The sequence below is a fragment of the Gracilibacillus sp. JCM 18860 genome (genome assembly GCF_055395245.1).
This window is the reverse complement of sequence record NZ_AP043868.1, coordinates 3983250-4002845: the sequence shown is the minus strand read 5'-3', so window position 1 is coordinate 4002845 and position 19596 is coordinate 3983250. Positions and strand designations below refer to the sequence as shown.

The 19596-nt window shown below is 35.2% G+C and carries 17 protein-coding genes; 5 read left to right on the top strand and 12 right to left on the bottom strand.

The genetic code is table 11. From position 1 onward, the window contains the following. The first annotated feature begins 82 nt into the window (after window positions 1–82). From ACZ5R4_RS19570 to ACZ5R4_RS19560, 3 genes are read left to right on the top strand one after another with little or no spacing between them, the layout of a single operon-like run. Window positions 83–694 (top strand): TetR family transcriptional regulator C-terminal domain-containing protein, encoded by a 612-nt coding sequence (locus tag ACZ5R4_RS19570; RefSeq protein ID WP_054859784.1) that lies wholly within the window; start codon window positions 83–85, stop codon window positions 692–694. Next, window positions 687–1217 carry a hypothetical protein gene (locus tag ACZ5R4_RS19565; RefSeq protein WP_054859783.1) on the top strand — a complete coding sequence of 177 codons (531 nt, stop codon included), beginning with the start codon at window positions 687–689 and terminating at the stop codon, window positions 1215–1217. The genes ACZ5R4_RS19570 and ACZ5R4_RS19565 overlap by 8 nt, the downstream gene beginning before the upstream one ends. Before the next feature lie 27 nt (window positions 1218–1244). After that, window positions 1245–2399 (top strand): DUF418 domain-containing protein, encoded by a 1155-nt coding sequence (locus ACZ5R4_RS19560; protein WP_464367857.1) that lies wholly within the window; start codon window positions 1245–1247, stop codon window positions 2397–2399. A gap of 64 nt (window positions 2400–2463) precedes the next feature. On the opposite strand, the gene ACZ5R4_RS19555 is transcribed toward ACZ5R4_RS19560, so the two are convergent. Together ACZ5R4_RS19555 and blaOXA are read right to left on the bottom strand one after the other, a co-directional pair. Further along, entirely contained in the window at window positions 2464–2691 is a 228-nt protein-coding gene (locus tag ACZ5R4_RS19555) for a hypothetical protein (RefSeq protein WP_054859782.1), read from the bottom strand. A 24-nt stretch (window positions 2692–2715) separates the two neighbouring features. Next, on the bottom strand, window positions 2716–3513 hold the full coding sequence (blaOXA, locus tag ACZ5R4_RS19550) for a class D beta-lactamase (RefSeq protein ID WP_464367856.1): 798 nt from the start codon (window positions 3511–3513) through the stop codon (window positions 2716–2718). Window positions 3514–3646: 133 nt separating this feature from the next. On the opposite strand from blaOXA, the gene ACZ5R4_RS19545 reads away from it, so the two are divergent. Further along, window positions 3647–4996, top strand: a complete 1350-nt coding sequence (locus ACZ5R4_RS19545; protein WP_347834533.1) for an aminotransferase-like domain-containing protein — start codon at window positions 3647–3649, stop codon at window positions 4994–4996. Window positions 4997–5014: 18 nt separating this feature from the next. Continuing rightward, window positions 5015–5272: a hypothetical protein gene (locus ACZ5R4_RS19540; RefSeq protein WP_054859780.1), complete on the top strand. Its 258-nt coding sequence runs from the start codon at window positions 5015–5017 to the stop codon at window positions 5270–5272. 53 nt (window positions 5273–5325) lie between these two features. On the opposite strand, the gene ACZ5R4_RS19535 is transcribed toward ACZ5R4_RS19540, so the two are convergent. From ACZ5R4_RS19535 to ACZ5R4_RS19490, 10 genes are all read right to left on the bottom strand, one after another. Next, window positions 5326–11262, bottom strand: coding sequence for an Ig-like domain-containing protein (locus ACZ5R4_RS19535; RefSeq protein WP_464367855.1), 5937 nt, complete (start codon window positions 11260–11262; stop codon window positions 5326–5328). Continuing rightward, entirely contained in the window at window positions 11259–11735 is a 477-nt protein-coding gene (locus ACZ5R4_RS19530) for a hypothetical protein (RefSeq protein ID WP_054859778.1), read from the bottom strand. Before ACZ5R4_RS19530 ends, ACZ5R4_RS19535 begins: the two co-directional genes overlap by 4 nt. A gap of 10 nt (window positions 11736–11745) precedes the next feature. Next, a complete protein-coding gene (locus ACZ5R4_RS19525; RefSeq protein WP_464367854.1) occupies window positions 11746–13686 on the bottom strand; it encodes a protein kinase domain-containing protein in 1941 nt (646 codons plus the stop codon). A gap of 14 nt (window positions 13687–13700) precedes the next feature. Beyond that, the gene (locus ACZ5R4_RS19520; protein WP_109983682.1) at window positions 13701–14462 is read right to left on the bottom strand and encodes a PP2C family protein-serine/threonine phosphatase; all 762 of its coding nucleotides are present in this window, start codon (window positions 14460–14462) and stop codon (window positions 13701–13703) included. A gap of 20 nt (window positions 14463–14482) precedes the next feature. Then, the gene (locus ACZ5R4_RS19515; protein WP_181397438.1) at window positions 14483–15298 is read right to left on the bottom strand and encodes a PP2C family protein-serine/threonine phosphatase; all 816 of its coding nucleotides are present in this window, start codon (window positions 15296–15298) and stop codon (window positions 14483–14485) included. Window positions 15299–15303: 5 nt separating this feature from the next. Next, entirely contained in the window at window positions 15304–16824 is a 1521-nt protein-coding gene (locus ACZ5R4_RS19510; RefSeq protein WP_109983684.1) for a DUF6382 domain-containing protein, read from the bottom strand. A 50-nt stretch (window positions 16825–16874) separates the two neighbouring features. Beyond that, window positions 16875–17465: a DUF4352 domain-containing protein gene (locus ACZ5R4_RS19505; RefSeq protein WP_054859774.1), complete on the bottom strand. Its 591-nt coding sequence runs from the start codon at window positions 17463–17465 to the stop codon at window positions 16875–16877. A gap of 42 nt (window positions 17466–17507) precedes the next feature. Further along, on the bottom strand, window positions 17508–18023 hold the full coding sequence (locus tag ACZ5R4_RS19500) for a prepilin peptidase (protein ID WP_181397439.1): 516 nt from the start codon (window positions 18021–18023) through the stop codon (window positions 17508–17510). A gap of 16 nt (window positions 18024–18039) precedes the next feature. Next, window positions 18040–18636 carry a TadE/TadG family type IV pilus assembly protein gene (locus tag ACZ5R4_RS19495; RefSeq protein ID WP_054787211.1) on the bottom strand — a complete coding sequence of 199 codons (597 nt, stop codon included), beginning with the start codon at window positions 18634–18636 and terminating at the stop codon, window positions 18040–18042. Between the two features lie 193 nt (window positions 18637–18829). Next, a complete protein-coding gene (locus tag ACZ5R4_RS19490; RefSeq protein WP_109983687.1) occupies window positions 18830–19474 on the bottom strand; it encodes a DUF4352 domain-containing protein in 645 nt (214 codons plus the stop codon). Window positions 19475–19596 lie beyond the last annotated feature (122 nt).

Below are 19596 nucleotides of genomic sequence, written 5' to 3'. Positions count from 1 at the left end.
AACCAACTGTTTTTATAATATATTCATATTGTAAAAGAATAATTTTTATAATATAATCATATTGTAAAAAGGAGGTTTTCTTATGCCTAAAAAAGTGGATATAGTTGAGAGAAGAAATCAGATTGCACAAGCTACTTGGCAAGTAATATTGAAAAAAGGGATAGATAAAGCTTCGATTCAGAATATTGCAGCTGAAGCAAACATGTCGGTTGGACTTATTCAGCATAATTTTTCATCCAAAGCTCAGCTAATTCATTATGCGATGAGATTAGTATTAGATCGAATGGAACAACGTGCAATGGACCGTTCAAATGCCTTTGCTGGAACAAAAGAAGATAAGCTAAGGAGATTAATGAAATTTCTTATACCGACCAGTCATGAGGAAATGATGGAAGCAAGAGTATGGATTGCCTTTTTAGGTAATTCCTTTAACGATCCTAAACTTCTTGAATTAAAGGAAAAAATGGACCGCTATTCTCGAAAATTAATAACGGTCATTTTAGAACTTATGACAGAGCTAGGATACCTTGATCATCAGCATAATCAAGACTTGGAACTTGAATTTCTCTACGCTTTTATAGATGGTCTTGTCATTCATGCCGTTCAGGCCCCTAAACAATATACAAATGAAAAAATTGATCAATTGATTGAGCATTATTTACAAGAAAAAATGGAGAATAATGCAAATGGATAAATTTTCTCTTATCATCCCATTGCTTATTGGTATCCTAATCTTCCGTCAGTTTATTCCAAAGGAAGTCAATCGTTTTGATTTTATTGGCTTGCCAATATTAGGACTGTATAAAACCTACTCCAGTTTACCCAATACATTAAATGTTGAAATAATAGCAGAATTAATTTGTCTGCTTACATGGGCGGCCATTATTGGAAACTATCAGGCAAAGAAAACTAAAGTTGTTTACCATCATGACAAAATAAGTACTGTTGGAGGCATCCAGTATATTCTTGCTTGGATTGTCATGCTTATTGGAAGAATAATTATATTATTTGCCTTTCACTTTACTGAGTTCATGAGCTCAATTCAATCGGGAGGAGAGCGGCTTAGAAACGATATAATTTATTTGGTATCCCAGTCAGGAGATTGGCTGATTTGGTCTACTATTGCTGCCTCTTCCATACTGTATAGCTTGACATTGTATAAGGATCATCCAGAAATAAAAGAATTTTTCCATACACAGATGAAACAGAAAGGATAAAGGCATGATTAGAGAGGAGCAAGTAGGATGAGTTATCATCACCAAAAGCGCATTCGTTTATTAGATATTTTTCGAGGTATTGCCATATTAGGTACGTTGGGGACAAATATTTGGATTTTTGCCTATTTAGGCGATATAAGCTATATATTTACATTTGATCATTATGAATGGTGGAGTTCTATCGATCACTTTATTCGTATCTTGTCACTTTCTCTCGTCAATGGGAAGCTTCTGGGATTATTGGCCATCATGTTTGGCATTGGTCTAGAGTTAAAGTATCAGCAGTCATTACGAAAGGGTCGTCCGTGGCCAGGTGTATATTTATGGACCTCTTTATTCTTGTTAATCGAAGGCTTTCTTCATTTTACATTTGTGATGGAATACGATATTTTGATGGCCTATGCCATTGCAGCAATAATTGTCGCATTCATTGTTAAAGCCGGTATGAAATACATCAAGAGATCCTTGATCCTTATCGGAGTTATTCATTTACTGTTCATTTTACTCCTCTTTTTAGCAGGGCTTACTCAACAAATATCAGGAAATTTCTTAGGGGATATGCAGGAGACTACCTATCTATATGAAAACAAATCATGGCTAGATCAGATTCAATACAGATTATCGAACTTTCTCTCTTTGAGAGGGGAGGCAATATTTACTATTCCATTAAATGTGTTTTTGTTTTTAACTGGGGTTCTTCTCATGAGGAAAGGAGCTTTCGCCAATGATGCAAAAGGTAGATATATCCGCAGGAAAATGCTCCAGATTGGCTTATGTGTCGGTTTACCTTTAAACTTGTTGCTTTTTGTACCTGGAGGATTATTTGATTTTCCTGTTCGCTATTTATTTGCACCGATCCTTTCCATTGGGTATATGGGTCTTATCGCATTTATGGTAGAAAAAAAGGAATCGCTACATGTATGGGGAATTCTCGAAAAGGTTGGAAAAGCTTCGCTAAGCTGTTATGTAATGCAGAACATTCTCTGTTCGATTATTTTTTATGGATGGGGCTTAGGCGTAGCTCCTTTAGAAGACTCATTCATAATACTACTCATTTTATGCCTAGTGAGTGTTGTTCAAGTATTATTTGTTATTCTTTGGCTCAAATTTTATAAGCATGGACCGATTGAGGCAGGGCGCAAATTTATGACACGTCTTGTTATGCCAATTAACTCAAAGTAACCAAAGAAGAGGCACAATCTCTCCTTTTCAAAACTGTGCCTTTTCTTAACCACTCTAGTTTTTTTTATACCGTAAATCTAAATAAGGCACCAAGAAAATTGGGAACGAGATAGGATAGGACTGCGATGATCATCCCTAATAAAACCAGTAGGATTTTCTTTTTATAGATTCCGATATGTAAGATCGTAACTCCCATTACATATCCTAAAAATACATAGACTCCCATTGCTTTTAAAATTGTAAAAGCTCCTATCATGACAAATAAGACAAGACTTAGTATATATCTCTTCAACTTCATCTTCCTTCTCAAAAATTTTTATTCTCGAATGATGTCCTTCTGTTTCAGAACAGCTAAAATAACATTCTTAGCCTCTGATCCAGTTCCATCAATATTTGTGGCAAACACCCATTTCTCCTTAGTTGTTGTAATAAATCCAATATACCAGCCTAAACCTAAATCGGAAAGCCTTGTTCCTGTTTTGCCGTAAAGGGTATACTCATCTTGCTCATCCTCTATCATCATTCGTTTAACCGTCTTTTGATATTTTTCTGCAAAGGGAAGCTGTTCCTTAACTAATTTATGGATAAAATCTATTTGCTCTCTTGCCGTAATCTCCAAACTACTGTCCAGCCAAAATGTATCGATTCCTCCAGAGATATCTTGATTTCCGTAGTCTAAGAGGTTCATATAATGTTGCATTTGTTTTTTACCGATATCGCGAGCCATATCTTGATAATACCAGATAACAGAATGTTTCATCCCTGAAGCAAGGGTATGATCGCGATTCCAATTCTCAAATTCTCTAATAGTTCCATCCCAGCGCTTTACCTCATATTCATCTCGGATGGTTGAAGTTTGAAGTCCAATTAAGGCGTTCGGTACTTTAAAGGTTGATTCTGGTGTGAATCTTTCTTTGCTTCTCTCTTGATTGTAGACGAAGGTTTTACCCTTTAGATTTCTCAAAATGATAGTCCCATCTTTTCCCTTTAGTAGCTTCTCAACATCATGCAGTTCCTTCTCTTTGTGCTCTTTTGCCTCTGCTCCCGTTTGCCCCATCGTGAATACAAGCAGAAGTGCGAGTAAGACTATAAATCCAATACGAAACTTTCTCATGTTATTCCTCCTTTAAAAATTAATTTAATGATAGAAAAAGCATTGTTGCTAACTTATACTATAATCATCACATATGAGATTAGAAAGCCATATTTTTTTCATCTGTACCCTTACAATCGAGGAGGATAAAGAAGTGGAAAGGAAATATAAAGAGACGATTCATGAAATCGAGAAAAGAATGGAAGAAGGACTGCTCAAGCCTGGAGATCGTCTACCTTCCATCCGTCAATTATCCAAGGAGCTACAATGCAGCGTGAATACCGTTATAAAGGCCTATGATGAGTTGGAAAAGATGCACAAAATCTATTCCGTACCGAAAAGTGGTTATTTTATGGTGGGTAGCCAGCAATCCAAAAATTCCTTCTTCTCTGAAAGAATAGACTTTTCTGCTGCCGGTCCTGACCCGAGTCAAATGCCTTATCGAGATTTTCAACATTGCATGAACCAGGCAATTGAACGGTATAAAGAGGAGATGTTTCATTATTCAGAACCACTAGGACTTGCTTCCTTGCGTAAACAGCTTTCCAAACAACTACAGTATGCTCAGGTTTTTGCACCACCGGAACGTATTTGTGTCGTATCTGGCTCTCAGCAAGCATTAGATCTTCTGCTTTCTTTTCCTTTTCCAAATGGGAAAGAAGAGATTTGTACAGAGCAACCCACTCATCCCAGCTTTATCCAATCTCTCACCAATCGTAATCTTCAAGTCAATGGGATTGAAATGACGAATAATGGAATTGATTTGAATCATTTAGAGAGGATTTTCCATGAGAAGGAAATCAAGTTATTCTACACCGTGTCGAGATTCCAAAATCCTACCGGATATTCTTACACTAATCATGAAAAGAGAAAAATCGTGGAGCTAGCACAAAAATATGATGTCTACATTATCGAGGACGATTATATGGGAGATCTTGACACATCAAGAAAAGCTGATCCGATGTATGCCTATGATCCGTCTGGGAGAGTTATTTATACAAAAAGCTTTTCCAAAGTGCTATTGCCTGGATTAAGACTCGGTGTTGCTGTGTTATCCGAGGCACTACTCGATAGCTTTGCCAATGCTAAATTTGCAGCAGATGTACATACCCCTGTCATTACTCAAGGTGCGCTAGAAATATATTTACAAAGTGGGATGTACCAAGCACACATTGAAAAACTCAGACAACAATATAAACGTAAAGGCACCCTCCTAAGAGATGCTTATGAAAAATACCTTCCTAATGAGACAAGCTTTACTAGCGGAGATTCAGGTTTTTATTCAACAATTGAGCTACCAAAACGTATAAAAGGCAAACAACTTGTTGACCACCTTTTTCATAAACATGTACTCGTCCAAGATGCCACAACTATGTATCTCCCAAAATATCGTCAAGAAAACCGTATTCGACTAAGTGTATCACAGGTTAAAGACAAAGATATCCCAATTGGCATAGAAAAAATTAGTCAGGCAATACGGGAATTACTTGTGAAGAGATGGTAACTAGTAATTTTTAAAGTAATGCGTGTTTTGTATGTTGCTAGAATAGTGAGTCTTTTTCAAGATATATACCTTTATCTTGGTTATCTCGCGCGGATTAAACAACTTTGCCAAGATATATTTTTTTATCTTGGTTATCTTACTTGGCTTGTGCAACATGGCCAAGATATTTTCTTTTATCTTGGTGATCTCGCTCGGATTGAACAACATTACCAAGATATAACCGTTTATCTTGGTTATCTCGCTCGACTTGAGCAACTTGGCCTAGATATTTTCTAATTATACAAAAACAAAAGATTGTAGAGCATCAATACTCTACAATCTTTTTCTCGTTATTCCTCTGCTGCTTTTTTTCCTTTTCTAGATCGAACCAGAGCAAATAGAATTGCTAATAATAATGCAGCGACTCCTGCGATACTAACAGAAAATAGTGGTTTATTTTCATAGAATTTTGTTAATACACTTTTTTCTGTTATTTCAAAAGGTAAGCTTCGCGTTACTTCATTACCTGCTTCGTCGTATGCAGTAACTTCTACATTATATTTATTAATTTCTGAGAAATGGTATTGGACGACTTCGTTACCATCTTGTTCACTAACATCTCCATCATATGCTTCACCATTTACGGTAATGGATTTTATTTTATCTTGTGGATTATCTAATTGAATAGATAAATCAACTGCTTCTACATATTCTTTGTTTTCTTCAGCTCCATCAAATATGACCTCAGGCTCTGTTTGATCAATGATAAATTCAATTGTTAATTGCTGAATATTACCAGCTTGATCTCTTACCTCGAAGTAGAGAACATGTTTTCCTTCGGATTCAATTGGATCACCTAATTCATAAGGCTCTCCGTTTAGAGTAAGAGCAATAATATCATATGCAGTCATATCATCAATCAGCAACTCAGGAATGACGACATCATTTAGATATTTACCAGAAATTTCTTCATTAAAAACGATCTTTGGTGCTGTCTTATCGATCGTAAATACGATCGTTCTTTCGGAAACATTATCCGCTAAATCGGTGATCAATGCTTTTAGCACATAATCTCTTTCTTCCGTTAGCTGTAAACCATTTTTAAAGGCTGCACCGTTTAATGTGATAGAAGTTCTCTTCTCATCTAAATGCTTATCTGAGTATTCAACCTGTGGTCTAATATCTTTATTGAAAAAGCCTTCAATAATACCTGTAATACTTAATTTAGGCTTCGTCGTATCAAGAGTAAAGCCTACATTTAATGTTGTTTCATTTCCGGCTTTATCCTGTGCGATCACTTCATAACCGTATTTCATTTCTTTAGAAGCTAGTGGCACATTACCAGCAATATTACCTCCATTATTCAAACGAACAGATACAATCTTATCTTCCTCGTTATCCAGTTGGAAAATAGGCTGGAACACATGATTTATATAAGATCCATCGACCAATTCCTTATTGTCTCCACCCATCATTGGTGTGATGACTGGTTTTGTTTTATCAATAGTAAAGGAGAGTGTTGCCGTATCGCCATTATTTGCTTTATCTACTGATTCCACAAAAATCTCGTAATCTCCTTCTTGAGTGAAACGATGTGCAAAGCTAGCGATGGAATTTTGGTAACGATTATTTGTAATCGCAAAACCACCTACCGGATAGTTTTGTCCATTTCTTGTTACACGAATTGTGTTCAAGTCAAAGTTCACATCTTTTATCGTTACACCTACTGGTACATCTGTATTGTAATATTCGCCATCCTCTACCCCTGTAATATCAATCACTGGTTTTTTCGTATCAATAACAAAACCTTTTTGTGCGGTTCTTGCTTTATTACCAGCATCATCTGTTGCATTCATTCTCACATGATAGGCACCATCTTGGCTGAAGCTATAACGCAACTTCGATAAGAAATTACTAGTTCGCCATGATGCTCCTCTATTTCCTTCGACTGCATTAGTGATATCTTGTCCATCCTTCGTTACTTGGAACTGAACAGTATTTCTTGCAAAATTAGTTTCTTCAATTGTAAATTCAGCGCTTCTTCCATTGTTGTAATATTGGCCATCCTTCACATTATTAATTGCAAGGGCTGGTGCAGTCTTATCCACCGTGAAATCAACAGTTTGAGTTTCCCCTTTGTTCCCCGCCATATCGGTTGACTTAATCTGAACTCGATACGTGCCTTCGCTAGTAAAGTTATACTCCCAATCCATCGTACGTCTTGAGAAGATCGGTGCTTTTCCAGTGTTATATGCTTCCATTTTTCCGGTTGAATAATTTAATTTATAGACTTTTAGCTCTGTCTTTTTTTGACTAACATTGGCATCATCAACATCTACTTTTGCTTTTTTGCTAGTGCGATAATGTTGCTTATCTGTAACACCAGAAATGGAAATTTTAGGATTCATCGTATCAATTGTAAAGATATCGACTTGTTTATCTGCTTCATTACCAGCTTTATCGATTGCAGTTACTTCTACTTTGTATGTTCCATCTTCCGAGAAGCGGTAAGCTTGTTTCCTTTCATTTAATTCCGTTTTTCCCCAATTTTTAGATGCATCTCGATATTTAACAAAATTACCTTGGGCATTTTCACGTAGAATATTGACTTCCACATCTCTAGCAGAGAAATTATGTTCTTTAATCGCTACTACTTCTGTTTGGCTCTTCTTATTGCTATAATCATCCAATTTAGATAGTTCGATTATAGGTTTATCATTATCTACTGTGAATGAGATGCTTTTTTTTCCTGAATGAAGTGCTTTATCATCTACTTCAACTGTGATTGTATAATCTCCATTTTCTGAAAAAATGTCTTTATACAACTTATAATTATATTGACCGCTAGCCATTTCTTCCCATTTACCGGGTTCCTTATTGCCTGCTTTTTCATCAGGATAAGTCTTTTTGTCCCCATTATCATCGATAACGGTAACAGTTACTGTTTTCTTTTTTATATTTCTCTCTGTTACTTCTACTGGTATAAGATCAGAAATATATTCTTCATCATCATCAATCATACTTTCTATCTTATCCCAAGTTACGTACTTATCCTTTAATTTATACCCAACACTAATTTTAGGTTCTATCTTATCAATCGTAAAATTAACTTTCTCTTCTGAGCGATTCCCTGAGTGGTCAATTGCACTAATGTAAATCTCATAATCACCATCGTCAGTATAAGTATGATTATATATAATCTTATTTCCTTCTTGGACAACATCTTCAGGTTTAAGCTTGATATCATCCAACATTATTTTATAGTCTTTTAAATTTACATCTTCAATCGATAATGAAACCTTTCTAGACTCGTCAGGAAACTCCCCGTCTTTCACACCGACAATATTTATTTCAGGTTTTTCCTTGTCAATAATAAAACTTTGATTAATAATTTGAGAGACATTACCTGCTTTATCAGTAGCATGTAAAGCAATATCGTATTTACCGTTCTTTTTGAAAGTATGAGTCAAAGTTGAGACTTTTTTTTCATTTTTCCAATCTTTATTTTGTTTTTCAATTTCGCTATGAGTAATATCCTTTTCATTTCGTTTTACAGTAAACGACACGTTATTCTCAAGATAATTTATTTCATCCACTTGGAAAGTAATAGTATGATCACCATCATAGTATTTTTTATTTAAATTCTTTACTGCAACCTGTGGAGCACTTTTATCTATTGTAAATTCAATTCGTTGTTCAGACATACTACCTGCTTTATCAACTGAAGATAGTAATATTTCAAAAGTTCCTTCTAAACCGAATTCATATTCCCATTTAGCAGATTTCTTCCCAAATACGAAAGTAGTATCAATATCTATTTTCTCAAAGTTTCTCTTATTGTCATTCCACTTATTTACAGATAATCTAATAGCCTCTTTATTCAAATTGTTATCTTCTACTTTAACTTCCACTAATTCCGATTTATTCGAATGTTCATTATTATCAACGCCACTAATAGTTATTTCAGGTGCGTTTTTGTCTAAAGTGAACGTCACTTCTTCCTCAGTTTTATTACCAGCTGCATCCTCCGCAATTACAGTAACCTCATACTTTCCTTCTTTATTAAAAGTATATTCGGCACTAGTTTCATATTTTTCGTTTTTCCATTCAATAAATTCTTTATCTGAGCATTCCGCCTCTTTGAAGCATGATTCTGTAGTACCATCTTCATTATGTTTCAATATTGAAATGTCAACATCATTGTTCTCATAGTTGTGTTCCTTAACAGTAACTACTTGGGTATGGTTTTTGGTAATATAAGATTTTACATCTGACATTTCAATAATCGGTTTTGTTTTATCATATACATAAGAAACACTTTTCTTAGTATTTCTACCAGATTTGTCTTTGGCTTCAATAGTTATAGTATATTGTCCTTCTAGTTTTAATTGTTCTTCCTTTAAATCAAAACTTTTTCCATTGTCGCTTTCCTTCCAACTTCCAGCTTTCTCATCATTGTATATTACTTCATTTCCCTCTAAATCTGTATACTTTATTTGAACTTTTGAGCTGTCTAAATATTTATCTTCGACTCTTATATCAAACAAGTTTGAAAAGCCACCGTGTTTTTCAATAAATGTTTGTGAAACATGTTGTTTATCAGTAATTGGTGTATTTAATACTGCATCTGGGTCTGTTTTGTCAACTACAAACTCATAATTCTTTACTATATCACTTCCAAATAAAGGGTTAGCTTTAATTGTCAAGAAATATTTCCCTTCATCTCCAAAAGTCTGAATAACCCAATATAGGTATCCGAAATTATTGACATTATTATAAAGGAGTTCTTTTTTTCCTGTTGCTTCATTTAATTTCTCCACAGTATAGGAATTCTCAATTCTGTCAAAATTCCAATAATTAATATGCAAAGTCAAATTATTTGAATTATATATTTTTAAATCCTTGTTATTTTGATCTTTTACAGAAATAAGGTCACTATCTTCAAATAATGTAAATTCTTGATTTACATTAGTTACGTTTCCTGATTGGTCAACAAGTTTTCCTTTAATTATATAATGTCCATCTTCATTTACGTTATATGAAGGAATATCTTGTCCATTATAGTTTGAAAGAATATCAATTTCTTCTTGTTTACCAGAATGAACTTCTTTTATTAATTTAATAGAACTTTTTTCTCTATTGAGATTCGGTTCTATGATATCAAATGATAATTCAAAGTTTTCTTGGTAAACATGGTTATTTATAAAATCACTATCATTATCTACTGTCATATTTATGTGAGGTGCTTCTTGGTCTACAGTAAGTTTGAATTCAATTTCATGCTCTCCATTACCTTGCTGATCCTTCACTATTGCTTTCAGGTGATGACTTCCATCTTTCTTAAATTCAAAGGCTTCAAGTTTAGCTGTTGATCCACTGATATCAATAGTATCTTCTAGTTTATTATTATTATGAATAATCGAAACTGATTCGATATCTATTCCATTTTCAATAGTAATATCAACTGTATTAGTACCAATAAAATCTCCATTATTGACTTCTTTTCCAGAACTAGTTATTTTCCAAACAGGAGCTTCCTTATGAACATAAAACATTAGGTCTTCTGTAGAAGTATTACCTGCTTTATCAACTGCAGTAATTTTAAGTCGATAAGCACCGTCCTTTGTAAACTTCAGCTTCCCAACGTTTTTATTCCATTCGAAAGTTGAAGTAATATCTTTATCATTCAGTTTAATAAATTTGTTTTGTAAATCATCTTCCAATTCTACGGTTATTTCAGGGTACTCAGCATGGTATACTGCTTGATCATCAATACCAGAATAATTAATCACTGGTTCAGTTGTATCCTTTTTCACAGAAAATTCAATAGGATTTTTATCTGCTGGGATCTCCCAATTGTTTGTCCCATTAATATTCAATTGAAAATCAACTTCACCATCTGTCATGGCATTTGTATCGACAGACACATTGTATATACCGTTAAATACTCCTGAGTCATCTTTTACTTTTTGAACAGTTATGGCTTCTTTTTTGTAACTTGACTGTACATCAAACGGTTGTTCACCCGTCTCACCATCAGCTAGCTTACTATAATAGGAGCTTAAATCAACCTTAAAAGAAATACTGTCCCTATTTGTTACCCATTCCTTATCAAAAGAACTCTCTTCACTTAAATCCCATGTTTCACTTCCAAAGACAATTTTCATATTCAATTCACTTGAAGAAAAGACACTAGAAGTAAAGATAAATGCAGTTAAGACAGATAGTGTTAAAATGGAAAATAAAAGATACCACTTACTATTACTCTTTCTTTTGCTACTTCTCACCTTTTTCCCTCCTTATGTTCGGATGCTTGATGGACAACGACTATGTTTTCATCCATCTCAAAAAATGGATCTTTCTCTTCATCCATTAGTTCTGTTTCATTTAATAACGCTGTTTCGTTTAATAGAGTCGTTTCCTCCAACAGAGCAGTTTCTTGATCAGCATCCTCTAATAATTCCGTTTGTGTGTGGGCATGTTGCTGCTGTTGTTGAGGCTCTATCTTCATTTCTTTACTACTTTCACTTGTATGATTAAGCTTTTTTAAGCGGATGCTACTAGAGGTATGGCCCTTTCCATCACCAATTTGAAAGGTTGCGTTATCGAGTTTTCGTTTTTTTCTACTAAAACGAACTCCTATTAAATCTTCTATTACATGACGGATATCAAGCTTGATAAATAACCAAATTGCGATAGGAAGGGTGATGAGTGCACCAATAATTCCTCCATATAGCATGATTTGATACGTTAGTTCCATATCACCCCTCCTAAATGACTGAAATGTTTTGAAGTCTACGTTTTAGCTTTTCAAGACCCTTATCATCACGAACGTTTTCAATCTTCGTTAATTGCTGATAGTATTGTTTTACCTGCTTGAAATTTCTTTTTCCTTCTGACTTTCCTTGTTCTATATCTATCAATAAATTAATAAGCTTTAAATAGGCATGATCAGATTGTGGATATTCCTTAATCGTATCTTGATATTGCGTAATAGCGAGCGAGTCCTCACCCATATCATCATAAATATTCCCAATCGTTATCATGATATCTTCTTGATCTGGCACGCCTTCCAACAAGAGCTCTTCATACGCATCCATTGCTTTTGTAAAATCCTCGCGGGCATTCGCTGTATTGCTAGACAATAAACCTCTACTATAGAAGGCTTGAGCAAGTTTACGCTCAAAGTCTTGCGCGAATCTTGTTGTAATATCTGGATTGCCTAATATTTCGACAATTGATTGCGCCTTTTCTAATATGTCAATCGCTTTTGTATTGGCATCCTCAATCTGTCCTTTGTATGAGAGATAAATATTGGCGAGCACATTATAATTTTCGATTTTTCTCGTATTATTAGCTTGGGAGTCATTATATTGTTCAAAGCTTTCCAATTCTTCGGCAAACACTCCATAATCAATATTGAGCTGCCCCATTGTTTTTGCTAATATCTCATAATACTTAGCATCTGGTAATTCTTCTTGATCAATCTTTGTAAAATATTGCTCCGCTTTCTTGTAATCTCTTAAATTATCAAAATATGTCATTCCGACCTGAAACAATACTTCATCATTTCTATCGATACCGCCATAGCCTTCTTCGATATAGCTTTCAATGTCCGCAAGTCCTGTCTCTGTATTATCACTATTAACATAAAAATTTAATAATCGAACATAGGCATCAGCCCTATTCTTATCTAAATCTATTGCATCTTTTAGTAGAGATTTAGCCTCTTCGTCTTCTTCGTTAATAATAGCTGAGTTCGCTTTATCTATTAAACTAATGTATTCCTGATACTGTTCTGTCTTCATGCCAGAGTAGCCAAAAACAGCAGTACCTGTAAAAACAAAAAACAAAACAGCAGGTGCTAGAAAATAAGCGAGTCTTTTTACTAAGAGCTTTTTATAGCCTTGGGTAAGCTTGTCTATATTCATTAAGTCGGCATATAATTGCTCTACTTGCTGATATCTTTCTTCTGGCTCCACCTGAGTACATCGCTGTATAATGTATTCCAATCCTTCTGGCAGGGTGGAATCCCATGTTCGGATTGGTCTGATTTCAAAAGGAGGCTCGCTTAAACTCTTACCAGTCACTAAATGATAGAGGGTAACACCTAAACTGTAGATATCGGTGCGGTTATCTGTCTGCTTACCAGCAATTTGCTCGGGAGCAGCATATGCTTTTGTTCCCAAATTCGTCGTATCTGTGGAACTTTCTGACTTATACTCTCTGGCGATCCCGAAATCGATCAGTTTCACCTTTCCATCCGGGGTAAGCATAATATTGTCTGGCTTCATATCTCGATAAATGATCGGATTGGGTTTTCGGTTATGTAAATAGGCTAATACATCACTTAATTGCTTCGCCCACTCCACCACTTCCTCGGCAGATACGCGATGTTCCCGCTCTAGCTTTTCTTTTAAGGACTCGCCTTCGATGTAATCCATCACAACATAAATACCATTTTTGGTCTCAATAATGTCATAGATTCGCGGTAAGGCTGGATGCTCTAACTTTTTTAACATATTGGCCTCAATGACAAGACTGTTGATTAAAATTTCATGATTGCTGTTACTTCTCTTTCGGATATCCTTGACTACTAACGATTTCTTCAATCGACTATCCATTGCCAAATAGACGATACTCATTCCACCACGGCCAATTTCCTTTAATATCTCGTAACGTCCATCCACGATTGAGCCTATCTGTAACAAATTTCTCCCTCCTTTCACACAATATTGACAAGAACTGCTGTAATATCATCTGTTTCTTCCCGATCTCTCAAATTTTGCACAAGAGACATGATGGCAGACTCCATATTTTCCTTCGAAAACGTAGAATAAGTAGTTATTCTATCCTTTATCTCTCGTTCTGTTAGTTTTTGATAGAAACCATCTGTACAGAGTAGCAGAAGCTCGCCACCTGTCAGCAGTCCACTCGTTTTAACAACTTCTATTGTTGATTGAATACCTATACACTGAAGTAGTACATGCTTCTTCGGATGTGACTTTGCCTCTTCCAAGGTAATCATGCCTCGTTCCACTTCTCGTGCAACTAACGTTTGATCCTTTGTAAGCTGATAAATATCATCACTTAATAAATAGGCCCTACTGTCACCAACTTGAAAGGTATAATAGCTTTGATTAATAATGAAAATTGCCGTTAACGTGGAGCCCATTTTTAGCTGGTGCTGTTCGCCATATTGTATTAACTGCTGATTGAGGTGTTCAATTTTATTCGTTAGGTGAAGCGGAATGTCCTCCTGATCGGATTGCAGTAAAATGGGAAGGGTTTGTTCGAACCAGTTCGCTAATCCCTCGACTAGCATTTTACTTGCTATTTCCCCTTCACTAAGTCCGCCCATACCATCACAAACGACAAATAAACCAACCTGACCATTTTTTGTTCTTGCTGTTTTTATCATTAAGGCATCTTGATTTGCCTGTTTCGCTAAACCTTGTTCCGTTTTGTATGCTGTAATAAAAGGCACCAATTCGCCATCCTTTCCTTTTAATATTTTGGCGTTACAATGGATACCGTGATATTATCTGTAGCCCCTCTTTGATCCGCATCCTTAACCAGACAATCAGCAAATGACTGAAAGGTTTGATCAGATCCTTGCAAAGCCCTAAAGCCTTCTAATAATGCCTGTTTCGGATAAATATTATAAAAGCCATCACTACATAAAAAGAATGTATCCTGTTTGGAAAAACTTCCTTCCGTCATAAAAGGAGAAAAATCCTCTGTTATTCCCAAACATTGGAGTAATAGGTTTTTCTTAGGATGCTTTTCTGCTTCTTCTTCTGTTAAGAGATTCTTTTTAACCTGATCCATTACCCAAGAATGATCCTCTGTTAATTGGACTAATTGATAGTTTTCTTCCTGCTCTTGCTCAGGGTTTTCTGAGATTTGATAAATTCTGCTATCCCCAATATGGGTGATAAAGTATTGATTCTTATACAAGAACAGGATAGATGCGGTTGTTCCCATTTTGTTGCCTAGCTTCTCACCTTCAGAAATAAGCGTCGCATTCGCTTTCTGCAACAATTTGTCTATTTCGCTTGCTATTTTCGTAAAAGGATAAGGCAATGCTAGCATTGGAGGTACTTTTTTTCGAAACCATTTATCAATCATTGTCACAATGGTTTCACTAGCGACATCACCCGCGTCATATCCGCCCATACCATCTGCTACAACGGTAACTAGCATTTCATTTCCTTTACGATCCCTAATGGTGTTGATATAGACATTATCTTCATTTGATTGTCGGACTGAACCTGTATGTGTGGAGATACCATAAAACCAATTTTGTTTCCTTTTTCTCATAAGCATTATCCTTTGTGGAAGGTGTACGAGATTTTTGCAAGTTTAATTGTATCTCCATCATTTAAGGAATAAGGTTTATAGGCTACTAGTTTCTCCCCATTTAACTTTGTTCCATTTTTCGATCCAAGGTCCTTTACTGCAAATGAAGTACCATCTGTGTTGATTTCAATATGTGTTCTGGAAACGCCAACCGTATCTTCAAAATAGCTCACGGAGGATTGATTTCTACCGATGATAAATGAATCTCCTGTGATGTTAATTCTTTCCGTTTGCCCATTACGAGAGATCTCCAAATAGGCTAAAGTGCTTACTTGCTCATCTTGATCTTCTAGCATTGCTGTTGCCTCTGGTTGTGACAATAGCGTAGTTTCTTGATGTAAATTTTGAAAATAATTTTCACTATTTACCGCTCTTGCCATTGGCTGTTCCATCGGCTTCGGTGCTTCTAGTTCCTGTTCGTCGATTTTTCTTGGACTAAAACCTTGCTTACGTTTTGATTGTTTGGGCTTTGTATCCATTTCTTCTTCTATATCTTCAGCTTCATTACTCCCTTTTCCATATACCGCCAAGAAATAATATCCAGCTGCAACTACCGCAATGGATAAACCAGAACAAATATATAGCATTCCCTCACTAGGTATACTTGTATAAAGCTTCCATATAATAGCGAAAGCAAGGAATCCAAGACAGAGAATAACTATGAGACTTGGTCCTTCTTTCTCTTCCTGTTGATTTTTTACTGGTTTCTTTTCCTTTTGTTTGGCTGCCGCTTTTTTCACCGGCGTTTTCTTGGTTGGTTTTTTCTGAATAGGCTCTTCTTTCGGTTCAGGTTTTTTCTCTATTTTCTCTTGTCGAGGTGTTTGTGGAGAAGAATATTGAATTTTCTTTATTTCACTTGGTTGAGCTGCGACAGGTGTCGGAGCTGGTGTTACTAGTTGTTTACTGTTTTTTCTCAATATATTCAATTTATTCAAGAGATCCTTTAATTGGAAATCGGATCCATTAAAATAGCTCGTAAGTTGTTGAACCCCATCCCCAGACAATGATTTCACATATCCGACCAATTGGAAAAATAATTCTCTAAATTCTGCATGTAAATCAGGCTTCTGATCTAGTTGCTTTAAAGGAATATAGGCTAAGTAAACTTCTTTTACATCATTCTCCACAAAAATAAAGCTATCTTTTAATACAAAATGCTGTTCGTTGAGCATAAACTCTTTACTGGCTTCTATAGTGGAGCCAATTCGATAAAGCAACTCATATAGTTCACTCATCGTTAACGATCTTTCTCTTACATATTGGGAGAGCATTTTTTTCGAGGAAATATCATAATAAAACTTCACATTAAAGTCTATCTCCTGCACCTCAAGTGGCAACACATGATCTATCGTATTAGAACTCATCATGTTCACTTGAATTTTGGCTAGCTCATCACTTTGTATCGAAGGATCTTCTCGATGGATTGTCATAAAATGGCCATTTTGTTGTTCAAAGTCACATGTTAAGCCATATATCGTTTCATTCATTTATTATCTCCTCTCTCTAACTTGTAGAAAGTTTCTTTTTCTCTTGCCTATTAATTTGCCTCCTCAGGGGTGAATTCCCACGTTACGGAAGTAGCCAAATTGTCTAATGCACCGTAGTTAAGGACTAACCGATAAAATTCTGATTCACTTGTATCAAATACGAATTCTCCTTCAGCTGTGTCTCCAGGAGCAATCTCATCAGGTAATTGTTTTACAGAATCGAAAAATTCATTGCCTTGCAAAAGGTCTTGGTCATCAAAAAGATCGGCCCAATAAACATCTTCACCTCTTAAAGGTTCCTCTCCTACGTTTTTGACACTAAAATCAACGACTATAAAAACATCATTCATTAATTTTTCTCCATGAAAATCCTCTAGTAACTTAAAGGAATGTAAGGTCATCTCATAATCGCCAAAATTACTTTCTACTTTTCCCGTCTCCCCTATTTTGAGAATATCTTCATTACTAGTAGATAAGGAATCCTCTTGATCAGTTGAAGATGTACTTGAATCTTCGTTATTCTTTTTTTCTGATGATACTTCTTTTGTATTATCTACATTGGCCCCCTCGTCAACCGAACTACACCCTACTAATAATCCTGCTACTATGATTGCTATAATAATCCACTTTAACTTTGACATTCAAATTCCTCCATTTCTAGTTGAGCCAATTTGTATACTTTTTTAAAAATAATACATTGTCAACACTATCCCTGGTACAACAGCATACATAAAGGGATATTGTTTAATTTTCAGCTCTAGAAAAGCTTCCATGGAAAGCTTTGGTTCCTTCTTAAATATTGTTAACACCCATCGATAAATATAGAAAATAAACTTCTTTATTACTCTAAACTTGAAAAAAATGATAATAATTAGACTTATTAGACCGGCAAAAATGATAGAATAAAGAATTCCATATAGAGAAAATTCCATTCCCATAATTGCTCCAACACCAGCAAATAGTTTGACATCACCTGCGGCTAATGCCTTAAAGAGGTATAATAATAATAAGACTAAGACGCTTACCACTAAGCCAAGTAATGAGAAAAGCAAACCACCAATTAATCCTGTAATAACATGATAAGCCAACCCGACAATTACCCCTGAAACGGTTAACCAATTAGGAATTTTATTGAAGCGAACATCCATAATGAAAGCAATCAAAATATAAAGAATTAATAGATAAAACTGTAATGACATATAGATAATTTCCTTTCTATGATCCGATCCATGCTTTTTCTTTCGCATGTTTTTCTATAATGAATGTTTTCTCAATAAAGGGAATTGGTAAATCTAACTCATATTGAGTGGTTAATTCGACATATTTGTCTCCACCACTCGCAAACACATTTGGTAGCTTTGCTGTAGTAACCTTGACATTATCTGCTTCTACAATGTTCATCTCATCCTCGGTCTGGAGATAGTGCTTAACAATCGGATTAAGTACAGCTGCACTTGCTGAATCGAGAGTTTGTCCTACTTTTTCTTTGATGCTATTATAGGTGCCTTCGCCAAGACTATCTTTTACGGACTGCTCAATCAAATCTAAGTTCTCTGAAACACCAGCTTCAAGTTCCCTATATATTTCATTTCCTTGTGCCAGTGTATGCACCTCATCTACTAGAACCTGTGCAGGATACAATTGTGTAGCGATTTGTTTTGCTGTTTCCGATGTTGCTCGATTAATTGCAATGTCTACTAAAGCGAATTTGATCATATAAATAAGAAATACTAAGAAAAGGATAAAGAATGGCATCACAATTGCTGCTTCCAATGTTATACTTCCATCCTCTTTTCGTAAAAATCGCTTCATTCTGTCACCTCCCGGCTGAGTATAGGATATCCTTATACTAATAAGCTTGATTAAATCATGATAAAATAAAGGTTTCTATATTAGACTTCCTTTTATTTTTACGTTAAGTCACTAGTGATAAGAGGAAGTCATTTAACGTGAAAATAAAAGGATCAGAGTGATGATAAATCGTTAGTCATCACTCCCTCCAATATTACTCAGCGCTCGATTGTTCATCTTTAAAGAGTAGGAAATAGTCATCAAAGAAATGAACTCTATAGTAATCAGATTCGTTTACATCATAAACAATATCTCCTGTACTTATTCCACCTTCTTTTGGTGTTAATTCTAACTCTAGTTCTTCCCTTTCGTTTTGGACGGAATCACCTTCACTATCCTCAAGGTGTGATTGTATAAACATTGCTTCATAATTATATTCATCTATTAAATTTTCAATAGTAATATTGACTAATAGGAATCTATCGTTTTCTGGTTTAACTCCATTTAGTTCTTCTACAAATTCAAATGAATTCACAGTTAGTTTTACGTGATCATGTGTTATATCGTTTCTTTCAAATTCTGTAGTATCTCCTACTCCTAAATCATCGGGATAACGCTCCAATACGCCATCTTTTGACTCTTGAGAAAACTCTTCATCACTCTCTTCTTTTTCCGAATTTTCTTCCATATCACCTGTATTCTCGTTTTCCTCTGGCTCTTCATTCACTTCTTCAACAGGCTCATTATTTTCTTGCTCATTCTCATTAGCTGTTTGTTCTGTTCCTTCATCAGAGTTGCATCCAATTAATACTACAGCTATTAGTAAAGCTATCATGATTAACCTTAAGTTCTTCATCATTCACTTCTCTCCTTCTCTATTATTTTAAAAAGGTGTTTTATTTTCAGCTTTAATTACTTCATATTGAAATAATCAAAAATAAGAATAAAATACGGATATTGGAGTGATGGAATGTTTATCCA